This window comes from Vagococcus humatus (assembly GCF_003950325.1).
GTDB lineage: Bacteria > Bacillota > Bacilli > Lactobacillales > Vagococcaceae > Vagococcus_C > Vagococcus_C humatus.
In genome coordinates this window covers 177,234-196,554 of sequence record NZ_PXZH01000002.1, presented here as the reverse complement: position 1 = coordinate 196,554, position 19,321 = coordinate 177,234, and the positions used below count along the sequence as shown (strand labels likewise).

18 protein-coding genes are annotated in these 19,321 nt (G+C 33.4%); 8 read left to right on the top strand and 10 right to left on the bottom strand.

The genetic code is table 11. The annotated features are described in order from the left end of the window. Positions 1–12: 12 nt before the first annotated feature. Both feoB and C7P63_RS06005 read right to left on the bottom strand, forming a co-directional pair. A complete protein-coding gene (gene feoB, locus C7P63_RS06010) occupies positions 13–2,151 on the bottom strand; it encodes a ferrous iron transport protein B (protein WP_125943259.1) in 2,139 nt (712 codons plus the stop codon). 1 nt (position 2,152) lies between these two features. Continuing rightward, positions 2,153–2,623: a FeoA family protein gene (locus tag C7P63_RS06005; RefSeq protein WP_125943258.1), complete on the bottom strand. Its 471-nt coding sequence runs from the start codon at positions 2,621–2,623 to the stop codon at positions 2,153–2,155. 352 nt (positions 2,624–2,975) lie between these two features. Here C7P63_RS06005 and nrdH point away from each other — a divergent pair, with 352 nt between their 5' ends. From nrdH to nrdF, 4 genes are read left to right on the top strand one after another with little or no spacing between them, the layout of a single operon-like run. Then, positions 2,976–3,203, top strand: coding sequence for a glutaredoxin-like protein NrdH (gene nrdH, locus C7P63_RS06000; RefSeq protein ID WP_125943257.1), 228 nt, complete (start codon positions 2,976–2,978; stop codon positions 3,201–3,203). Positions 3,204–3,205: 2 nt separating this feature from the next. Beyond that, positions 3,206–3,586, top strand: coding sequence for a class Ib ribonucleoside-diphosphate reductase assembly flavoprotein NrdI (gene nrdI, locus C7P63_RS05995; protein ID WP_125943256.1), 381 nt, complete (start codon positions 3,206–3,208; stop codon positions 3,584–3,586). Next, a complete protein-coding gene (nrdE, locus tag C7P63_RS05990) occupies positions 3,564–5,726 on the top strand; it encodes a class 1b ribonucleoside-diphosphate reductase subunit alpha (protein ID WP_125943255.1) in 2,163 nt (720 codons plus the stop codon). Before nrdI ends, nrdE begins: the two co-directional genes overlap by 23 nt. 14 nt (positions 5,727–5,740) lie before the next feature. Then, positions 5,741–6,709 (top strand): class 1b ribonucleoside-diphosphate reductase subunit beta, encoded by a 969-nt coding sequence (gene nrdF, locus C7P63_RS05985; protein ID WP_125943254.1) that lies wholly within the window; start codon positions 5,741–5,743, stop codon positions 6,707–6,709. 126 nt (positions 6,710–6,835) lie between these two features. Here the strand turns inward: nrdF and C7P63_RS10270 are convergent, their stop codons facing one another. Then, the gene (locus C7P63_RS10270; protein ID WP_165863787.1) at positions 6,836–8,815 is read right to left on the bottom strand and encodes a cell division site-positioning protein MapZ family protein; all 1,980 of its coding nucleotides are present in this window, start codon (positions 8,813–8,815) and stop codon (positions 6,836–6,838) included. 203 nt (positions 8,816–9,018) lie between these two features. Between C7P63_RS10270 and C7P63_RS05975 the strand changes: the two genes are divergently transcribed. The 3 genes from C7P63_RS05975 to C7P63_RS05965 all read left to right on the top strand — a co-directional run bounded on the left by C7P63_RS05975 (position 9,019) and on the right by C7P63_RS05965 (position 12,592). Beyond that, positions 9,019–10,419, top strand: a complete 1,401-nt coding sequence (locus tag C7P63_RS05975) for a TrkH family potassium uptake protein (protein ID WP_125943253.1) — start codon at positions 9,019–9,021, stop codon at positions 10,417–10,419. Between the two features lie 140 nt (positions 10,420–10,559). Next, positions 10,560–11,900, top strand: a complete 1,341-nt coding sequence (locus tag C7P63_RS05970; RefSeq protein ID WP_125943252.1) for a Mur ligase family protein — start codon at positions 10,560–10,562, stop codon at positions 11,898–11,900. A gap of 2 nt (positions 11,901–11,902) precedes the next feature. Continuing rightward, positions 11,903–12,592, top strand: coding sequence for a type 1 glutamine amidotransferase (locus C7P63_RS05965; RefSeq protein ID WP_125943251.1), 690 nt, complete (start codon positions 11,903–11,905; stop codon positions 12,590–12,592). A gap of 39 nt (positions 12,593–12,631) precedes the next feature. On the opposite strand, the gene C7P63_RS05960 is transcribed toward C7P63_RS05965, so the two are convergent. Together C7P63_RS05960 and C7P63_RS05955 are read right to left on the bottom strand one after the other, a co-directional pair. Beyond that, positions 12,632–13,513: a YitT family protein gene (locus C7P63_RS05960; RefSeq protein WP_125943250.1), complete on the bottom strand. Its 882-nt coding sequence runs from the start codon at positions 13,511–13,513 to the stop codon at positions 12,632–12,634. Positions 13,514–13,651: 138 nt separating this feature from the next. Continuing rightward, on the bottom strand, positions 13,652–14,092 hold the full coding sequence (locus C7P63_RS05955; protein ID WP_125943249.1) for an OsmC family protein: 441 nt from the start codon (positions 14,090–14,092) through the stop codon (positions 13,652–13,654). A gap of 414 nt (positions 14,093–14,506) precedes the next feature. Between C7P63_RS05955 and C7P63_RS05950 the strand changes: the two genes are divergently transcribed. Continuing rightward, complete coding sequence (locus C7P63_RS05950; RefSeq protein WP_125943248.1) at positions 14,507–14,929, top strand: NUDIX domain-containing protein; 423 nt, start codon at positions 14,507–14,509, stop codon at positions 14,927–14,929. A gap of 6 nt (positions 14,930–14,935) precedes the next feature. Here C7P63_RS05950 and C7P63_RS05945 read toward each other — a convergent pair whose 3' ends face one another. The 5 genes from C7P63_RS05945 to C7P63_RS05925 form a co-directional block, all read right to left on the bottom strand. Further along, on the bottom strand, positions 14,936–15,541 hold the full coding sequence (locus C7P63_RS05945) for a TIGR01906 family membrane protein (protein ID WP_279386794.1): 606 nt from the start codon (positions 15,539–15,541) through the stop codon (positions 14,936–14,938). Between the two features lie 51 nt (positions 15,542–15,592). Next, positions 15,593–16,360, bottom strand: a complete 768-nt coding sequence (locus C7P63_RS05940; RefSeq protein ID WP_125943246.1) for a TIGR01457 family HAD-type hydrolase — start codon at positions 16,358–16,360, stop codon at positions 15,593–15,595. 14 nt (positions 16,361–16,374) lie between these two features. Continuing rightward, the gene (locus C7P63_RS05935; protein ID WP_243640807.1) at positions 16,375–16,986 is read right to left on the bottom strand and encodes a YutD family protein; all 612 of its coding nucleotides are present in this window, start codon (positions 16,984–16,986) and stop codon (positions 16,375–16,377) included. Between the two features lie 23 nt (positions 16,987–17,009). Continuing rightward, on the bottom strand, positions 17,010–18,425 hold the full coding sequence (locus tag C7P63_RS05930; RefSeq protein WP_125943244.1) for a bifunctional metallophosphatase/5'-nucleotidase: 1,416 nt from the start codon (positions 18,423–18,425) through the stop codon (positions 17,010–17,012). 109 nt (positions 18,426–18,534) lie between these two features. Continuing rightward, the gene (locus C7P63_RS05925) at positions 18,535–19,239 is read right to left on the bottom strand and encodes an MgtC/SapB family protein (RefSeq protein WP_125943243.1); all 705 of its coding nucleotides are present in this window, start codon (positions 19,237–19,239) and stop codon (positions 18,535–18,537) included. Between the last annotated feature and the right edge of the window lie 82 nt (positions 19,240–19,321).

Here is a 19,321-nt window from a genome sequence, read left to right as displayed (position 1 = left end):
TACACTTATCCGCTAAATAGTAGATAAAATCGTTACTTTCTTTTCAGTTGGACGAACCAATAAATAAATCATTACCATTAATAGAACAATGGAACTTACAAATCCTAAACCAACTGGTCCGTATCCTAAGAAAACAAATCCTAATTGGTACACAATAAAGCTAATCGCATAAGCTAAAGCACATTGAAATGCAACTGCCATACCTGTCCAACGCCAATCAGCCATTTCTCTATGAATCGCTCCTACAGCTGCAAAACATGGCGCACATAAAAGATTAAATAATAGGAAGGAATAAGCTGCTAGTGGTGTATAGGCTTGTCTTAACACTTGCCAAACTTCTAGTCCACTTTCAGATACTTCTTTCACACCACCATAAAGAACGCCAAATGTTCCTACTACATTTTCTTTCGCTACTAAACCAGTAAAAGTTGCCACTGTTGCTTGCCAAGTTCCCCAACCTAAAGGAGCAAATAACCAAGCAATCCCTGAACCAATCCCAGCTAACATACTTTCATTTTCACTAACAGCTTGTAAACGAATGTTATAGTTTGATAAAAACCAAATCAAAATACTTGAAACAAAAATAATGGTTCCTGCATTTTTAATGAAAGATTTACTTCGGTTCCAAGTAGGTTGTAACACTGAACGTAACTTAGGCATATGATAAGGTGGAAGTTCCATAATAAAAGGAACTGGATCCTCTTTAAAGACTTTAAATTTTTTAAGGGAAATACTAGACCAAACAATCGCTAGCATGCCTACAAAATAAGCAGAAGGAGCAACCCAAGAACTATGAGGGAAAAAAGCTCCTGCAATCAAAGCGATGATTGGTAATTTGGCAGAACAAGGAATAAATGTTGTCACCATGATAGTAATACGGCGATCCGTTTCATTTTCAATCGTTCGACTAGCCATAATCCCTGGTACTCCGCAACCTGTTGCCACTAACATCGGGATAAAAGATTTACCAGATAGACCAAATCGTCTAAAAATACGATCTAGTACAAAGGCAATCCGTGACATGTAGCCACAATTTTCTAAAAATGACAAACATAAAAACAAAACCATTAACTGAGGTAAAAAGCCTAAAACCGCCCCTATTCCTGCTAATATTCCTTCTACAATCATTCGTTCCATCCAAGAAGCTACTTGAATACTTTGTAAAAAGTTCGTCACATGGTTGGGGACAATTTCACCAAATAATACGTCATTAACCCAGTCTGTTCCCATAGTTCCTACAGTTTGAATAGATAGAAAATAAACTAACCACATTACAAAAGCAAAAATCGGAAGAGCTAACCAACGATTCGTTATCACTTTATCAATTCGGTCACTGATATTTTCCTTACTATCTTCAGTAGACACTACACATAACTGAGTTAGCTGAGTGATGAATTGGTAACGTTCATTAATAATAATACTCTCACTGTCTTCACCTAGTATTTTTTCTGTCATTTGAATAATTTCTTCAATTTCTTGACTAGCTTTTTCTGGCAAAGAATTTTCTTGCATTATTTTTTGATCTCGTTCAAAAAATTTAATACTAAACCACCGAAGATGATCTAATCCAACCTCATTTTCAGTAAGAATTCCTTGAATTTCTGATAGAGCTGCTTCTAGTCGGTGATCATATTTTATCCCTTGACCTGATACCATTTCTTCGTTATGAACATGAATAGCCTTCTTCATTACTTCTTGAATACCAATTTGTTTGGTAGCACTTGTTTCTATCACTGGTGTTCCTAAACCATACGCTAATTTTTCAATGTTAATTCGTTTATTTTCTTTTCGAATCACATCAATCATATTTAAAGCGATGACCATCGGCACACCGATTTCAATTAGCTGCAAGGTTAAGTATAAATTTCGCTCAAGATTGGTGGCATCCACAACATCGATTAAGCCATCTGGTTGTTGACCAATCAAATAATCTCTAGCTACTACCTCCTCTGGTGTATAAGGAGATAAAGAGTAAATACCTGGTAAATCTTGGACTAGAACTTTTTCATTTTGAATATATTGTCCTTCTTTTCTTTCTACTGTTACCCCAGGCCAGTTACCTACAAATTGATTAGCACCAGTAACAGCATTAAAAATGCTTGTTTTCCCACTATTAGGATTACCTACTAAGGCGATTGATATATTTGTCATGTTATCTATCCTTTACAATAATTCTTTGGGCCTCTTCTTGTCGTAAGGTTAATTTATAACCTCGAACGGAAAATTCAATAGGATCGCCTAGAGGGGCTACATTAATTTTAGTAATGCTGGTCCCTTTTGTTAACCCCATATCCATCAGTCTTCGCTTAACACTATCTTTACCAATAATGTAGTCAATCGACATTGCCTCATGGAAAGGAGCTTCCTCTAACGAACATAGATGACTAGTTCGATAAGTGCTCTCTTCATACTTTTCTACTTCAATTTGGCTTGAAACATGGGGAGTCATTTGAATTCTACGAACAGGTGTACCTATTTCATAATTATTTTGTTCATTTTTCCCTAACAAAATAATTTTCTGCCCTTTGGACAAACCATTCTTCTCCAAACTCTGCTCACCTTCTGTAGTAGAGACATGTTGAATTTGATAATATTTGCCAACTGTTGCATCTGTTAATTTCATAGAATCTCCTCTTTATATAGATATCGTTATTGATAATCGTTCTCATTACTTACTACCATAATAATCATTGGCTATTTGTTTGTCAATAGTGGAAATATTCACATAACAAGAATTTTCATACAATTTTCAATTATTTCAAGAATGACAGTAAAATAATTTTTAACTATTATTAGTTACGAGTCGTAACAAAGCATTATAATTCCTAATAAATCAGTATTGTGAAACAATGAACCACTAAAGGTAGCGGTTAGATATCTTCTTAGCACAATATCTTGTGTTTTGAGTTGACATTTAATCTATAGAAGGTATACTAATTATTATCAACTAGAAAATTTAAATGGAGGTTTTCATTATGAAAAACATCATTATATATACTAAAAATAACTGTCCACAATGTAAAATGACAAAAAGATTCTTGTCAGAAAACCAAGTTTCCTTTCAAGAGATCAATATAGAAGAACAACCACAATATGTGGACGTGCTAAAACAACAAGGCTATCAAAGTGTGCCTATTGTTAAAAATGAAGAACTAACAATCGTTGGTTTCCGTCCTGATCAATTAAAAGCATTGGCTGTGTAACTATGAAACTTGTTTATTTCTCAGTTACTGGACAAACTCGTCGATTTATTCGTAAATTGGAACTCCCTAATTACGAAATTGATCTAAATAATCCTTATGTTGAATTAAATGAACCTTACCTATTAGTCGTTCCTACTTACGATAGTGATGTCACTGAAGTAGTGAACGATTTTATTGAGTTCAAATCAAATGCTAGTTATCTACAAGGTGTAGCTGGTGGTGGCAATCGTAATTTTGCTGATTTATTTATTTATACAGCAAAAGATATTGCTAGAGATTATCATGTTCCTCTTGTCTTTGCTTTTGAGTTTAGTGGAACTGATGAAGATGTAAAAAATTTTAAGAAGGTAGTGAATCAAATTGAGTCTAAAAGAATTAACTGATGTCTCTTATTTTGAATTAAATAATGAAATAAATAGACCCGTTGATGGTCAAATCCCTTTGCATAAAGATAAAGAAGCCTTAGAAGCTTTCTTTAAAGAAAATGTAGAACCTAATACATTAACTTTCCCTACTATTGAAGAAAAATTAACGTATTTAATCTCTGAAAATTATTTAGAAACAGAATTTATTGAAAAATATTCTCTTTCATTTATTATTTCCCTCTATGAATTTTTAGAAGCCCAAAACTTTCAGTTTAACTCCTTTATGGCTGCTTATAAATTTTATTCTCAATATGCACTTAAAAATAATGAAGGAACAGCTTACTTAGAAACCTATGAAGACCGAGTAGCATTCAATGCTCTTTACTTCGCTGATGGGGATGAAAAACTAGCGAAACAATTAGCAGACGAAATGATTCACCAACGTTATCAACCTGCTACTCCTTCCTTTTTAAATGCTGGCCGTAAACGCCGAGGAGAATTAGTTTCTTGCTTTTTAATCCAATTAACTGATGATATGAATAGTATTGGCCGAGGAATCAATAGCGCCTTACAATTGTCACGAATTGGTGGTGGTGTAGGTATTTCCTTATCTAATTTAAGAGAAGCTGGAGCTCCTATTAAAGGCTACGAAGGTGCTGGTAGTGGTGTTGTACCTGTTATGAAATTATTTGAAGACAGTTTTAGCTACAGTAATCAATTAGGACAACGACAAGGTGCTGGGGTAGTTTATTTAGATATTTTCCATCCAGATATTGAAATGTTTTTATCTGCTAAAAAAGAAAATGCGGATGAAAAAATTCGCGTTAAAACCTTATCACTAGGGATTACTGTTCCAGATAAATTTTATGAACTAGCTCGAAAAAATGAAGATATGTTTTTATTTAGCCCTTATAGCGTGGAGCGAGAATACGGAGTTCCTTATGCTTATGTGGATATCACAAAAGAATATGACCGCCTTGTGGCTAACCCAAATATACGTAAAAAACGGATTCGGGCACGAGATTTAGAAAATGAAATTAGTAAATTACAACAAGAGTCTGGTTATCCTTACATTATCAATATTGATGAAGCTAATCGTCAAAACCCAATTGATGGCAAAATCATTATGAGTAACCTTTGCTCTGAAATTTTACAAGTTCAAACACCTTCCCGTGTTAATGATCAACAAATGTATGAAGTCTTAGGAACAGATATTAGCTGTAACTTAGGTTCAACCAATATCCCTAATTTAATGGACAGTCCTGATTTTGGTCAGTCTATTCGAACAATGACCCGTGCTTTAACTTATGTAACAGATGCCTCTAGCATTGATGTTGTTCCTTCTATTAAACATGGTAATGAACAAAATCATACCATTGGTTTAGGTGCTATGGGTCTTCACTCTTATTTTGCTAAAAACCAAATGGAATATGGTTCTAAAGAATCTATTGATTTTACCAATGTTTATTTTATGCTATTAAACTATTGGACTTTAGTAGAAAGTAACCAAATTGCCAAAGAAAGAAAACAAACTTTCCACAATTTTGATAAATCGAGCTATGCGGATGGTTCTTATTTCGATCGATACATTAATGAGCCTGTTGTGCCGCAAACAGATAAAGTTAAACAACTTTTCTCAGATATTTTTGTTCCAACTGCAAAGGATTGGCAAGCGTTACAACAACATATCCAAGCTGATGGTCTTTATCATCAAAACCGGTTAGCAGTAGCACCAAATGGATCTATCTCTTATATTAATGATACTAGTGCTAGTATCCATCCTATTACTCGCCTAATTGAAGAACGTCAAGAGAAAAAAATCGGAAAAATTTATTACCCAGCTCCTTATTTAAATAATGAAACACTTCCTTATTACACTTCAGCTTATGATATGGACATGAGAAAAGTTATTGATGTGTATGCCACTGCTCAAAAACATGTGGATCAAGGAATGAGTTTAACTTTATTTATGCGTTCTGATATACCAGAAGGTTTATATGAATGGAAAGATAAAGAGTCAAAACAAACAACAAGAGATTTAAACATTTTAAGACACTATGCTTTCCATAAAGGGATTAAATCCATTTATTATGTGCGGACCTTTACTGAAGATGAAACTGAAATTGGTAGTAATTCATGCGAAAGTTGTGTCATTTAAAGGAGGAAAACACATTGAGTTATACTTATTATGAAGCAATCAACTGGAATAACGTTGAAGATATGATTGATAAATCTACTTGGGAAAAACTAACAGAACAATTTTGGTTAGATACTAGAATTCCTTTATCTAACGATTTAGATGATTGGCGTAAAATGAATGACGCTGAAAAAAGAAACATTGGTCTTGTGTTTGGTGGACTAACCTTATTAGATACGATCCAATCAGAAAGTGCCATTGAAGCGATTCGTCCAGATTGCCGCACACAACATGAAGAAGCTGTCTTAAACAACATTCAATTTATGGAATCTGTTCATGCTAAAAGCTATTCTTCTATCTTTAGTACACTTAATACTAAAGCAGAAATTGATGAAATTTTTGAATGGACGAACACAAACGAATACTTACAAAAAAAAGCAGAAACCATTAACGAAATTTACCGAACAGGTACAGCTTTACAAAAAAAAGTAGCCAGTGTTTTCGCAGAAACTTTTCTATTTTACTCCGGTTTCTACGCTCCTTTATATTACTTAGGTAACAATAAACTAGCCAATGTAGCAGAAATCATTAAATTAATCATCCGAGATGAATCTGTACATGGTACTTATATTGGCTATAAGTTTCAACTTGGCTTTAATGAGTTAGAGGAAGCTGAACAAAATGAAATGCGGGACTGGATGTATGATTTATTATACGATCTTTATGCTAATGAAGAACTTTATACAGAGCTACTCTACGATGATTTAGGGTGGACAGAAGACGTGAAAACATTTTTACGTTATAATGCCAACAAAGCCTTAATGAATCTTGGAATGGACCCTTTATTCCCTGATACAGCTAATGATGTCAATCCTATTGTCATGAATGGTATTTCAACTGGAACATCTAACCATGATTTCTTCTCTCAAGTAGGGAACGGTTATCTATTAGGTGCTGTAGAAGCGATGAGAGATGACGATTATCTTATTGGCTTAGACTCTTAAACAAATTTAAACAAATAAAAAGACGCTAAATCGACTTTACTGTCAGTTTAGCGTCTTTTTTTACTTGTTTTCTATTGATCTATTTAATCGAACAACTTGTTCTGATAATCATGTTAATTAAAAAAACTAGTTAGGTCCATTCCCCCAGAAAAAACCATCTTTACAATTAATGGTTACTAAGTAAATTGGCAATTCTTTATCACTATGATTTTGAAGGAGAGGTGATTGGGTATTGGTTGCATATAAATCATATAACCCTGCATTTCCTTGGACTTCTCTTTTTACTAATTTATAGCCATCTGGAACGATATAGCCTCGACTTAGACATTTTTCAATCACTTGCTCTTTAATGCCTGGATTCCATGCCCAAACTCCTTCGCCATTTTCTTCTCGTTCTTTAGCTTTTCGTTTTTCTTCTTCTGCTTTTTTCTTGTCTGCTTCTTTTTTCGCTTGTGCTTCTTTTTCTTTTTCTGCTAATTTAGTTTCAGCAGTTTGAATAATGCTCTCTGTTTCTTTTTGGTAAGTTGGGTTTTTCATCTCTTTAAGACTATTTTTAAGCGCCTCAACTTTATCCTTGGTGATATCATCTTTAAGTACTTTGGTATCTTGGTCATACACCTGTTCAACTAACTTCAACCAATTTTTGATAGATTGATCTTGCCTAATCCCTTCATCTACTGCTTGATTATATAACTGAGTAAAAGAATCGCCCTCTTTAGCTACTTTTTCAGGAAGCTTGTAGTCTTCTTTTAAATAAGCAGTCTGATTGATTTTATCTTCTACTATAATTGGTTGGACAAATTGATCATTAATTCCTTGGACCAAGTCAAATTTAGCTTGAACAGTTGATAATTGACTTTGATAATTTTTCGCTTTAGCGGGAGCTTCTAATTCTGTTAATTTTTTAATGCCTTGTTTAACATAATTTAAATCTTTTTGAGCGACTCCTGCTGCTAAATATTCATTATTATCATCCGCATAAATATCTGCTAAAGATTGATCAAGTTTTTTCACTTGTTGAGTGATAGCAACTTGTCTTTCTTGTTCTTTTTGTTCTTGATACTTCTGAATGCCCACGACTCCTGCAATTATTAGCAGTATAACCGTAATAAACCCTAACCATTTTTTAGATACTCTTTTTTTCTTAGAAGGTGTCACGTCTGTTTCCTCTAAGTCAGGAGCTTCTAACTGGGTGGTTGTTTGTTTTTTAGTTAATGATTCTTCTAATTGTGTGCGTAATTGGGCAACCTCTTCCCTTTGATCCACTTCTTCTTGAATATCTGAATTTTCTGAATCTTCATTTGAGCTAGCTGGTTCTGGTTCTGGTTCTGGTTCTGGTTCTGGTTCTGGTTCTGGTTCTGGTTCTGGTTCTGGTTCTGGTTCTGGTTCTGGTTCTGCAATGCTAACTGCCGTAGGTAATTCGTTCAACCCTTCGTCTACAATATGTTCTTCTTGTTCTTCTTGTTCTTCTTGTTCTTCTTGTTCTTCTTGTTCTTCTTGTTCTTCTTGTTCTTCTTGTTCTTCTTGTTCTTCTTGTTCTTCTTGTTCTTCTTGTTCTTCTGTTATAAGAAGTTCTTTTTCTTTTACATCATTTAGTAAATCAATTTCTGCCATCGTAATATCTTTATTCTTAACAACATCTTCTAAATGAATGTCTTCATGATTGGCTGTTAAAGCCTCCACTAAAGAATGATCCACTTGATGCTCTTCTAGCTCTTCATCTTCAGAGACATTATCCTCATTTATTTGTTTTGACTCATCTATCCTATTTTCTTCACAAAAATCACTTGGCTCATCATTTGAATGAGAATCATCCAGTTCTTGATTTGTTAGCCCATCTGTTTCTGTTACATCTTCAACAATTTCTTGCTGATTATCTGTAGCATCTGGCTGATTTTTCGCTAATTCTGGTTTAGCTGTATCTTCGGTAAGTAAATTAATAGTTTCTGTTGACTGAGAAGATGACGCTTGCTGAGAAACTTCAGATGGCGATTTGCTAGATAAAGTACGATTTCTTTCGTACTTAAATCTATCACAATGTGGGCAAAAATCTTCGCCGCTTGTTGAGATATACCCACAATTAGGGCACTTAGGATTAATACTCATGATCGTCCACGTTCCTCTTTCTTCTAATCTAAAAATATCGACTTTTTCATCAAAACTTAGTGTATCACATATCTTAAAAAAATAGGGATCTATTTATGGAATTTGAGTAATTTTTAAAATTATTCTTTCAGGTAAACTTTGTATTTACATTTAAATATCGCTATACTAAATGTAATCACTGACTGAAGAAAGAAGGGATATCCGTGCACTTCAATCGGCAAATTGCTGCCTATAAAAGAGATGTGACACATTTCATTGCAACTACTTTTTCAAGCGTACAAATTATTGTTATCTACTATATTGTCTTAACTTTATTAGCATTCATTTTATTCCAGCTCCCCTTTTTCCAAAATGAAGGAGTGAAAGTGGCTCCATTAGATATGTTTTTTATGGCAGTTAGTTCTGTCAGCGTGACTGGTTTAAGCACGTTTGATATTAGCCAGGTATTTAATCGCCGAGGAGTCATCCTTTTAGAAATTTTCTTTCAAGTAGGTGGATTTGGTATTATGATGATTTCTACCTTCTTTTTAATTTTTTCCAAGCGAAAAATTACCTTAAAACAGCGACAATTGATTATGACTGATATGAACCAACCAAAACTTAGTGGGATTGTTAGACTAATTAGAACGGCACTAAGTATCTTGCTGTGGCTCCAAATTATTTTCGGTTGCCTATTTTCTATTTATTTTTATTACAAAGAACACCATGCAACGATTAGTGATGCTTTATTTAATGGATTTTATCAAGCTATTTCTGCTGTAACTAACTCTGGCTTTGATGTCACTGGCCACTCGATTATTCCATATGCTAATGATCATTTTTTTCTCCTATCTATAATTTTTCTAATTGCCATTGGAGGAATTGGCTTTCCTGTCATTATGGAATTTAAAGAATGGATCATTTTTAGACAAAAAAAACACGAGTTTCCTTTCCGTTTCTCTTTATTTAGTAAATTAGCTTTGCTCATGTTTTTCATACTTTTTATAGTAGGAACTGTGAGTATTTATCTACTAGAAAAAAATCATTTATTTGCTAATATGACTGAGTCAAATCGCTGGATCAATGCCATGTTCTACTCAATGACCACTCGAAATGCTGGTCTACAAATTCATGATTTAGCTAATTTCCAAACTCCTACCTTACTACTATTTTCTTCCTTTATGTTTATCGGTTGTAGTCCAAGCTCGGTAGGTGGTGGTGTGCGAACCACTACTGTAGCTATTTTAGGCTTGTACATGACTTCATTTATTAAAAGCGAAGAAAACATTAGTATTTTTGGACGACGTATTTCCAATGACGATATAAAAAAAGCAGTGATTGTATTTAACTTATCCTTACTTATGTGCTTTATTTCTGTAATTATTTTATCTATTACTGAAAACCATTCGTTAATCGCTCTCATTGTAGAAGTAGCCTCTGCCTTTGGAACTACTGGTTTATCATTAGGTATTACTAGTGATTTGTCTACTATTGGTAAAATTATTATTGCTTCACTTATGTTTATTGGCCGAGTAGGCATGCTTTATACGTTACTTCTATTTATTCCCAAAGAAAAAAAAGACAAAGGCTATACTTATCCTACAGAGCAAATTATTATCGGTTAAACCTATGCAAAATTGCATAGGTTTTTCTTAAAATTATCCTTGCAGAATTTCAAACTATTAAAAAAAGTAATATTATATGGTATGATAAATTGGCTTTAACCTTGCATTAGAATAAGACGAATTGATTTAGGAGGAAGAATATGTCTTTAAGAAGTCACTTAGCAATCACAGCTGGAAAGCTTAGTCGTTGGTTTTTAAAAACTTTTACTAAAGGAGGCAGTAGCTATCCAGGAAAGCTTGCATTAAAAATCGACCCTCATGTTCTTCAGTCTCTCGCTAAAGATTATGAAATCATTGTAGTAACTGGTACTAATGGTAAAACGTTAACTACCGCTTTAATTACTAATATATTAAAACAAGAATACGACCATGTAGTAACCAATACGACTGGTGCTAACATGATTCAAGGAATTGTTTCGACATTTTTAGCTAGTAAAAAAAATAAACAAGGAAAAACTTTTGCTGTTTTAGAAATAGATGAAGCTAGTTTAAGTAAAGTCACTAGCTATTTAACTCCCTCTTTATTTGTTTTTACTAATATTTTTAGAGATCAAATGGACCGCTACGGAGAAATTTATACCACTTATAAATTAATCGTTGACGGTGCTAAAAAAGCGCCAAAAGCCCCTATTTTATGTAATGGGGACTTGCCAATTTTTAACTCAGTGGAAACTGTTAACCCAAGACTTTATTTTGGGTTTAATCATAAAAAAGAAGAAGAACAATTAGCTCATTTTAATACAGATGGAGTTTTATGCCCTACTTGCCACCATGTTCTTCATTATAAAATGATTACCTATAGTAATTTAGGTCATTACTACTGCCCAAATTGTGGTTTTACTCGTCCAGAGTTAACTTATACCTTAACCCAGCTTACTGATATGACAGATCAAAAAGCTAGTTTTGTTATTGACGGAGAGTCCTATAGTATTGAAGTTGGTGGATTATATAACGTATATAACGCTTTAGCTGCTGCTAGTGTTGCTAACTACTATCACATCCAACCTAGTAGTATTCGAAAAGGCTTGGCTTATGATGAAAAAGTATTTGGTCGACAAGAAGTCATTCAAATTGAAGATAAAACTTGCCAACTTATTTTAGTTAAAAATCCAGTCGGCATTAATCAAGTTATCGATATGATTAAATTAGCTCCACAGCCTTTTTCCCTCGTTTCTATGCTAAATGCTAACTATGCTGACGGGATCGATACTAGTTGGATTTGGGATGCGAATTATGAAGCCTTCACTGAAATGAATGTGCCTAAAGTGATTGCTTCTGGGGAACGTCATCATGACATTGCCTTTCGCTTACAAGTTGCTGGTCTAGAAAATCAGCTAATAGAAGAGCCTGATTTAAAAGCGACTATTGCAGCGATTAAACAATTACCGACTGAAAAAGTTTATATTCTAGCAACTTATACCGCTGTTTTACAACTGCGGAAAGAACTGGCTAACCAAGGATATATTAAAGAAGGAGTGTAATCATGGAAGAAACTTTTACCCTGAATGTTTGTCATTTATATGGTAACTTACTAAATACCTATGGCGATAATGGGAACCTACTTGTTTTAAATTATTTTGCTAAAAAAAATAATATTCAATTTAATACAGAAATTGTGAGCATCCATGAACCTTTTCAACCTGAAAAATATGATTTTATTTTTTTTGGCGGAGGACAAGACTTTGAACAACTCATTGTATCAAAAGATATTCAAACCAAAAAAGAAGCCTTAATAAATTATATAGAAAATGATGGACCTTTTTTAGCCATTTGTGGTGGCTACCAACTACTTGGACATTATTATATGGGGGCTAATGGTGAAAAAATACAAGGGATTGGTGCATTGGATCACTATACAGAAAGCCAAGTAAATAACCGTTTTATCGGAGATGTCACTATTCACAACGAAACATTTAACGAAACCTATACTGGCTTTGAAAATCATAATGGAGTCACTTTTATTGGCCCATCTGAAAAACCATTAGGGACTGTCCAAACAGGCTTTGGAAATAATGGGCAAGATAAAACAGAGGGCGCTATTTATAAAAACACTTATTGTTCTTATTTTCATGGACCGATTTTAGCTAAAAATCCCCACTTAGCTATTCGTCTACTTAATGTGATGTTGCAACATAAATATCAACAACAAGCTCCTACTTTATCACTAGACTAAAAAAACTGATTGTCTTTTCGGACAATCAGTTTTTTCTATTTATATTTGGTTAGGATTATCATCAGCAGTATCCATTAACTCCCAGGTAAAGCCTTCGCCAATAACACTTTGGACATTATTGAAAATAACAAATGCAGTTGGATCAATTTCTTCAATCAGATTTTGAATTTGTAACACTTGAGGGCGATCGATTACTACATACAATAAAATTTTCTCATTACGTTTATAATAACCAACACCTCTAACAACAGTAATACCTCTTTCCAAATCTTGACTGATTTTTTTAGCAATCTCTTCATGCTTTTCTGAAATAATAACCACACTTTTCTTCGGATTGGATCCTTCTAAAATAAAGTCTAAAATTTTAGTAGAAACAGCTAATGATACGACAGTCAGCAACATACTTTCTAACCCAATGATTAATGTAGATGGTAATACAACAATTAAGTCGAAAAACAATAAAGCATAACTTTTATTCCAACCTAAATATTTGTTGGCAAGTAAAGCTAAAATAGCACTACCAGCAGTTGTACCATTTCCTCGCATAATACTTCCCATACCAAACCCCATTAAAGTTCCTGCTGCAATGGCGCCTACAATTCTTTCAGAAGGAATAAAATGAATCGTTTCGGTAAAATGTAAAAATAGTGACATACAGGCAATAGCATATAACGTATAAAATACCGTCTGCTTATCCAAATATTTATAACCAATAATTAATAAAATAGTATTTAACACGACATTTGTTAACGCAGTTGGAATTTGATTTGTGTAATATAAAATCATGGTTACACCGGTTACGCCACCTTCCCCTAAACTACTAGGTAATGCAAAAACATTCACGGACGTTGCGAAAATTAATGAACCAATTGTAATTTTGATTAAATTAAACAAAATCTCTTTCTTTTTCTTTTTTGTCATTCTTTATCCTCCTTACTTGATAACAATCCAGTCGTTATTATTTAAATCATGACAGAGAATTTATAAAAAATCAACCCCTACTAAATATAAAAAAAGTGAAGCTTACGCTCCACTTTCCTTTGTTTCATTTGATTTTAATTAAGCACGGTAAATTTCAGTTGAAAACTCTGGTGCATTTGCTAATGAGTCGTGAACTGGGCATGTATGGTTAATGAAAGCAACAAATTTTTCAATCTCTTCATCTGTATTGTCTGCATCAATATACACTTTAGATGTGATGTGTGAAAAACCAATTTTAGCTTCTTTATTTTTACCAGTAAAACCATCTGTATCTAATGTACCTTCTAGCTCTACTCGAATGTCTTTTAAGTTAATTTTATGGAAACGAGCAAATGAACGTGCCACTATGACTTTACAAGCACCTAATGAACATAATAAAGCTTCTACTGGGTTCATACCTTCATTTGTTCCACCTAAATTTTTAGGTTCATCTAAAATAAAGTTAAAGTCTCTTGCTGTACAAGATACTTTACAGCCTCCTTTTGATTGTGCTTCTGCTTTAAAAATTTCTTTTGCCATATAGCGTCTCTCCTTTGTTTGATTATAACTTCACAATCATAGTAACACAAGCGGTTACAAAAAACCACTTTATTCCTCTTAATTCTCTCAAAAATAGCATTTGTACTACTTAATACCCTTTAAAAAAACCAAACAAATCATTTATGTCAGTCAACATATATCTCCATAAAAAACAGCTATATAACTTGATATGATAATCTTTATTTTAAATACTATTTCATTTCACAAAATTATCCCCTTAATATTTTTTGAAAAACAAGTATTTTCGCTTAATACTTACCTTGTAAAGTATAAGTTTTTATAATCTGCTTAAAAACTTTGTGAATAACTATCTATATAAATAAAAAAATTAAGATAACACCCTTTATAAATATCCTCATCTCCCTTAAAATAGAACTAACAAGAGAAAGGATGATGATTGTGATAAAACCCCAAGTTGGTGTAGGCGCTATGCTATTTAACACTAATCAAGAACTATTACTTATTTTAAGAAAAAAGAATCCAGATACTGGTTGTTGGAGTTTACCTGGAGGAAAAGTTGAACTATATGAAACTATTGAAGAAGCCACTATTCGCGAAATAAAAGAGGAAATTGGTGTTGATATTCACTTAAATGAACTTATTTGTGTCACCAATCATATCCAAGTAGAGCAACAAGTTCATTTTGTTTGTCCAACTTTTTTTGCCACAGTCCTCTCAGATACTCCCATTATCAAAGAACCTGATAAAATAGCTGATTTACAATGGTTTTCTTTGGATCAACTTCCCTCGGCTCTAACTTACACAACGACTAACGCTTTAAAAGAATGGCAAAATAAAAAACAGAGTAAAGATTAATTTTCTTTACTCTGTTTCTTTTGTTAAAGATTTTTTGCTTAGCCACAACGTGATTAAAAAAAGCAATTCTATACAGATAATGGCTAATAAAAAACAATGTAGAAAATAACTAGCCGGTAACACTTCAATGATTGGATCAGTATATGGATTAAATAGCCAATAATCATTTCTAAATAGTAACTTATGAAATCCTACAAAAATTTGGTCAAATCCTACAATCATTCCGAAAAAACCTAAAAAAGGAAATAGGCTCAAATATTGGAAAGGACGAATCAATCGCCACATTTGACTTTCAGACATTAACCCTCGGATAAACCGATACGTAGGATAAATAGTAACTATTAATAAGAAATAGTTCAGAAAAAATAATTGTTTAACCTCTTTAAAATGTTGTAATCCTTCTTTTGATGAAGAAAAATCAGGTAAATGTAGCTGTTTAATCCACGGATTATTCAAATAATTCATTAAAACCTTATAGTTAGTTAAAATGTTTTGTATAGATAATTGGTAGGTCTCACTAATCCCTGACTGTTTTAATTCCCACACATATAAAGGATAGGCATTGATGGTCACAGTTATACTTACTGTCACAATCGTTAATACTAAGCTAATAACTCCCAGTCTAAATAGCCATGTTTTCTGATTGATAAAAAATCCCCTCCCTTATAGCTCCCACTCATCAAGAGAATTTAATACATAAGTTGGTGGAACTGGTAATTTAGGTACATCTTCTTGTTGAGTAAAACCTGATAAAACTAATAAGGTATCAATTTTATTCTGGATACCTGCTTGAATATCTGTATCATAGTTATCCCCAACCATTAATACTTCTTTCTTAGATAAGCCAATTCGCTCTAACGCTTTTTCCATAATCGTTGTATTAGGTTTTCCTATCACAGTTGGTTCTACACGAGTCGCTGTTTGGACAAGTTGGATAATAGAGCCTGCACCAGGCATTAAGCCACGTTCTGTAGGAATATTTTTATCTGGATTAGTTCCAATAAAATGTGCCCCTTTTTGAATGGCTAAAGTTGCTTTAGCTAAATCCTCATAGGTTAAATAACTATCAAGTGCTACTACCACATAATCAGGTCGTTCCTCTTCCCATTTAAAACCAGCTTCCAGAATCATTTGTTTTAAGTCCATTTCCCCTACTACAAACACTTTATCTCCTAGAGCAATATCTTTCATATAGTCAATCGTTGCTAAGGTTGCAGTATAAATATTGGCTTCTTCTACCTGAATATCAAAATTCATCGCCAAGTTCGCTTGAACTGCTTTAGGAGTTTTGGTTGTATTGTTGGTTAACAATAAAAAAGGGACATGGTTAGCTTGTAACTTTTCAATAAATCTTTTCCCTGCTGGTATAGGTTCTTTTCCGCGGTAAATAGTTCCGTCTAAATCGACAAAATATCCTTTATACTTGGACATAAGGAATCACTCCTTTAATTCTCTTTTTTTCTAATAGTATAATTTTTCTTCTTCTCAACAATTTCTTGTGGCTTATGTACTTGTTTATCTTTCTTTTCATCCTGAGACTGTTTTCTATTTTTAATAATAGGTTTCTTCTTGTTTTTCTTAGGAGAACTAGCAGGTGCTTTTTTTTCATGAGTAAAGGCTTGTTTTTTATTACTTTTACGTTTGCGGTTAGGCTTATTCTCTTTTGCTTTACTTGGTACTTTATTCACTCGCTCTAACACAAAATAAGCACAACCAAAATTACAATATTCATACAAATAATCTTGTAAGGTATCAATTCTAGTATCTGCAGGCTTTTTCTTAGCATCTGCTGAAAAGAAGCCTTTTAAACGTAATTGTTCAAAACCAATATCTCCTACAATAAAATCATATCGGCTTAAAATATCACTATAGCGAGCATCTACTTGCTCTGCTTGAAAAGCTTCCCGATAATTTTCTACTAATTTATATTCTACTTCATCTATCCATACTGTATCTTCTCCAACAAGTCGGACACGTTTTGGCGTCTCTAAAACAGAGGACTCTTCCTTTTCTTCTGGATTAGAAAGAACTGGCTCTTTTATTTGTTCATCAGTCAATGTTCTTATCTCCTTTTCCTTACTTAGTCTTTACGATTCATTATAGCGATTTTTTGTGGATATGAATAGTGTTCTGTAATAAACTGCTCAACCACATTTCTCAAAAATTCTGGAAAAAGCATCTCTACCTGACCAGCCAACTCAATCGTTGGGAAAAAAGGAATAAACAAATAATGGTCTACCGTTGCAATAGTATAGCTTTTTTCAAATTGAATAGGCTGATCTAAATAATAGGTTTGTTTTGTTTCAGCATGATAAGACAACCCACTATACATAAGATGGCCAAAAATTTTCCCGCGAAATCCCATTCCTACCATAGGGAATTTTTCTAAATAAAGTCTATTTTTCTCCATTTCCCTAATAAAACGATCTAATTCTTTACCTGTAAAGGTGACTTTCATAATGTGCATTGGATGAGGAATCGTTCGATGTAACGCTTCTTTTGTCACTTCTCCTTTTGATAACGAGCTTAAAAATAAACCACTGTTTAAAACTGCTGCCTCTACACCAGCATATTCTTTAACTGCTAACAGTCCTAGTTCTGTATAAGAAAGAGCAGATGAACTTTGAACTGGAGAAAAAGTTGCAGGTAAATAACCAATAACTTGATTAGTTAAAAGAGCTTTTCCTCGGTTTATATATTCCTCTACTTCGCTACTATCTCTCTCTTTTGCTTCCATTTGATCCACAGCATATACGCTGGCTTTTTTTTCTACTAATTGATGAGTGTCACAAACTAACGTAACCTCTCCAATATACTCTCCGTATTTCCCTGCTGCAGCTAATAGCGTTTGATTTACCCACTTGCCTTCTGTAAACAATTGATGGGTATGAGAACCTAATATCACATCTATGTCTTTAAACTGCTGAGCTATTTCTATTTCTCGTTTTATCCCTAGATGAGAGAGTAAGACTATAACATCTGCTTGTTCTTTCAACTTAGGCACTAATGTATTTAACACTTCTATCGGATTTAAAATATCCCACCCATTTGGTTCATAGGTTAAAGGAAAAGGGGCAGTTAAACCAATAAAAGCTATTTTAGTTCCTTCTAAAGTTGTTTCTATCTTATAAGGAGTTAACCACTTAGGGTATTCTTCTTTGTGTCTGTCTTTTAAATTAGCCAGTACCACATCGAAATTACCTCCAATGTATAAGGTTTCCAATTGATCATGGCTATTGCCAATTCCTTCATTATTGCCAATGGTAACCCCAGTATAACCAATTTCATTCATTAATTGAACATTCGCACGTCCATCTGTTGCCTCTGTTAAAGGGTGAGACCGATCACAAAAATCCCCTAAGTCTACAGCATACATATTAATGTGGTTAGCTTGACTTTCTTTTCTTCTAGTTTGAATCCATCTTCTCATTTTAGGCCAATGCTCAAAATGAGAGTGTAAATCATTAGTATGAACCAAACGGATGGTTTCCTTCACAATTCTTTCACTTCTTTCTCTTTCGATTAGCCTTTATTACCTTTTCATGAAAAAAACCATGAGTCAAACTTGCTTGCCTCACAGTTTAATCTTTAGTTTAGTTGAGTGACTACATATTAATCATTCGAATTTTTTTCACATTTTTATTTTGGGCTAAGTCTTCGATAATATCTGCATGTTTTTTGTCTTTAGGAATTTCCACTGTATAAATATTACGGTATAACCGATTACCGTTATCAGTAAAATCAATATCAAAATCCACATTCTTCAGCGTAACACCTTGTTCTGCAAAATAATCTAAAATAAATTCTTTTGTTTCAGCAGCATGGGTAAATTTAACTTCAATTTGATTAAGAGTTTGAACAACAATTAATTTATTTAACAAGGACAAGACTAAAATAATGGCAATAAAACCTAAAATTGAAATAGTATAGTAACCCATCCCCACAGATAAACCTAAACACGCAACTGTCCATAAAGACGCCGCAGTTGTTAAACCATAAACGGAACGCTTAGTCACAATAATAGTCCCTGCTCCTAGAAAACCAATACCACTAATCACTTGGGCAATTAGTCTGGCTGGATCTGCCCGTACTACACTTCTTAACTCAGGCTGAGTAATAGCTATTTTAAGTGCTTCTACTTCAATCTGTTGCTGAATTAAGGCAATGATGGTTGCCCCTAAGCATACTAGTATATGGGTTCTAATTCCAGCTGGTCTATTTTTAAATTCTCTATCATAACCAATCATCCCTGCCATTAAAGCAGATAATAACAATCTTAGGATAATTTCCATTGTGGTTAATTCTGGCATCTAATCACCTCTACTTTCTTTTATTATATCATGTTAAAAGTAATAGCTTTCCTTAGAAAGCTTATCCATTTATTCTTACCTT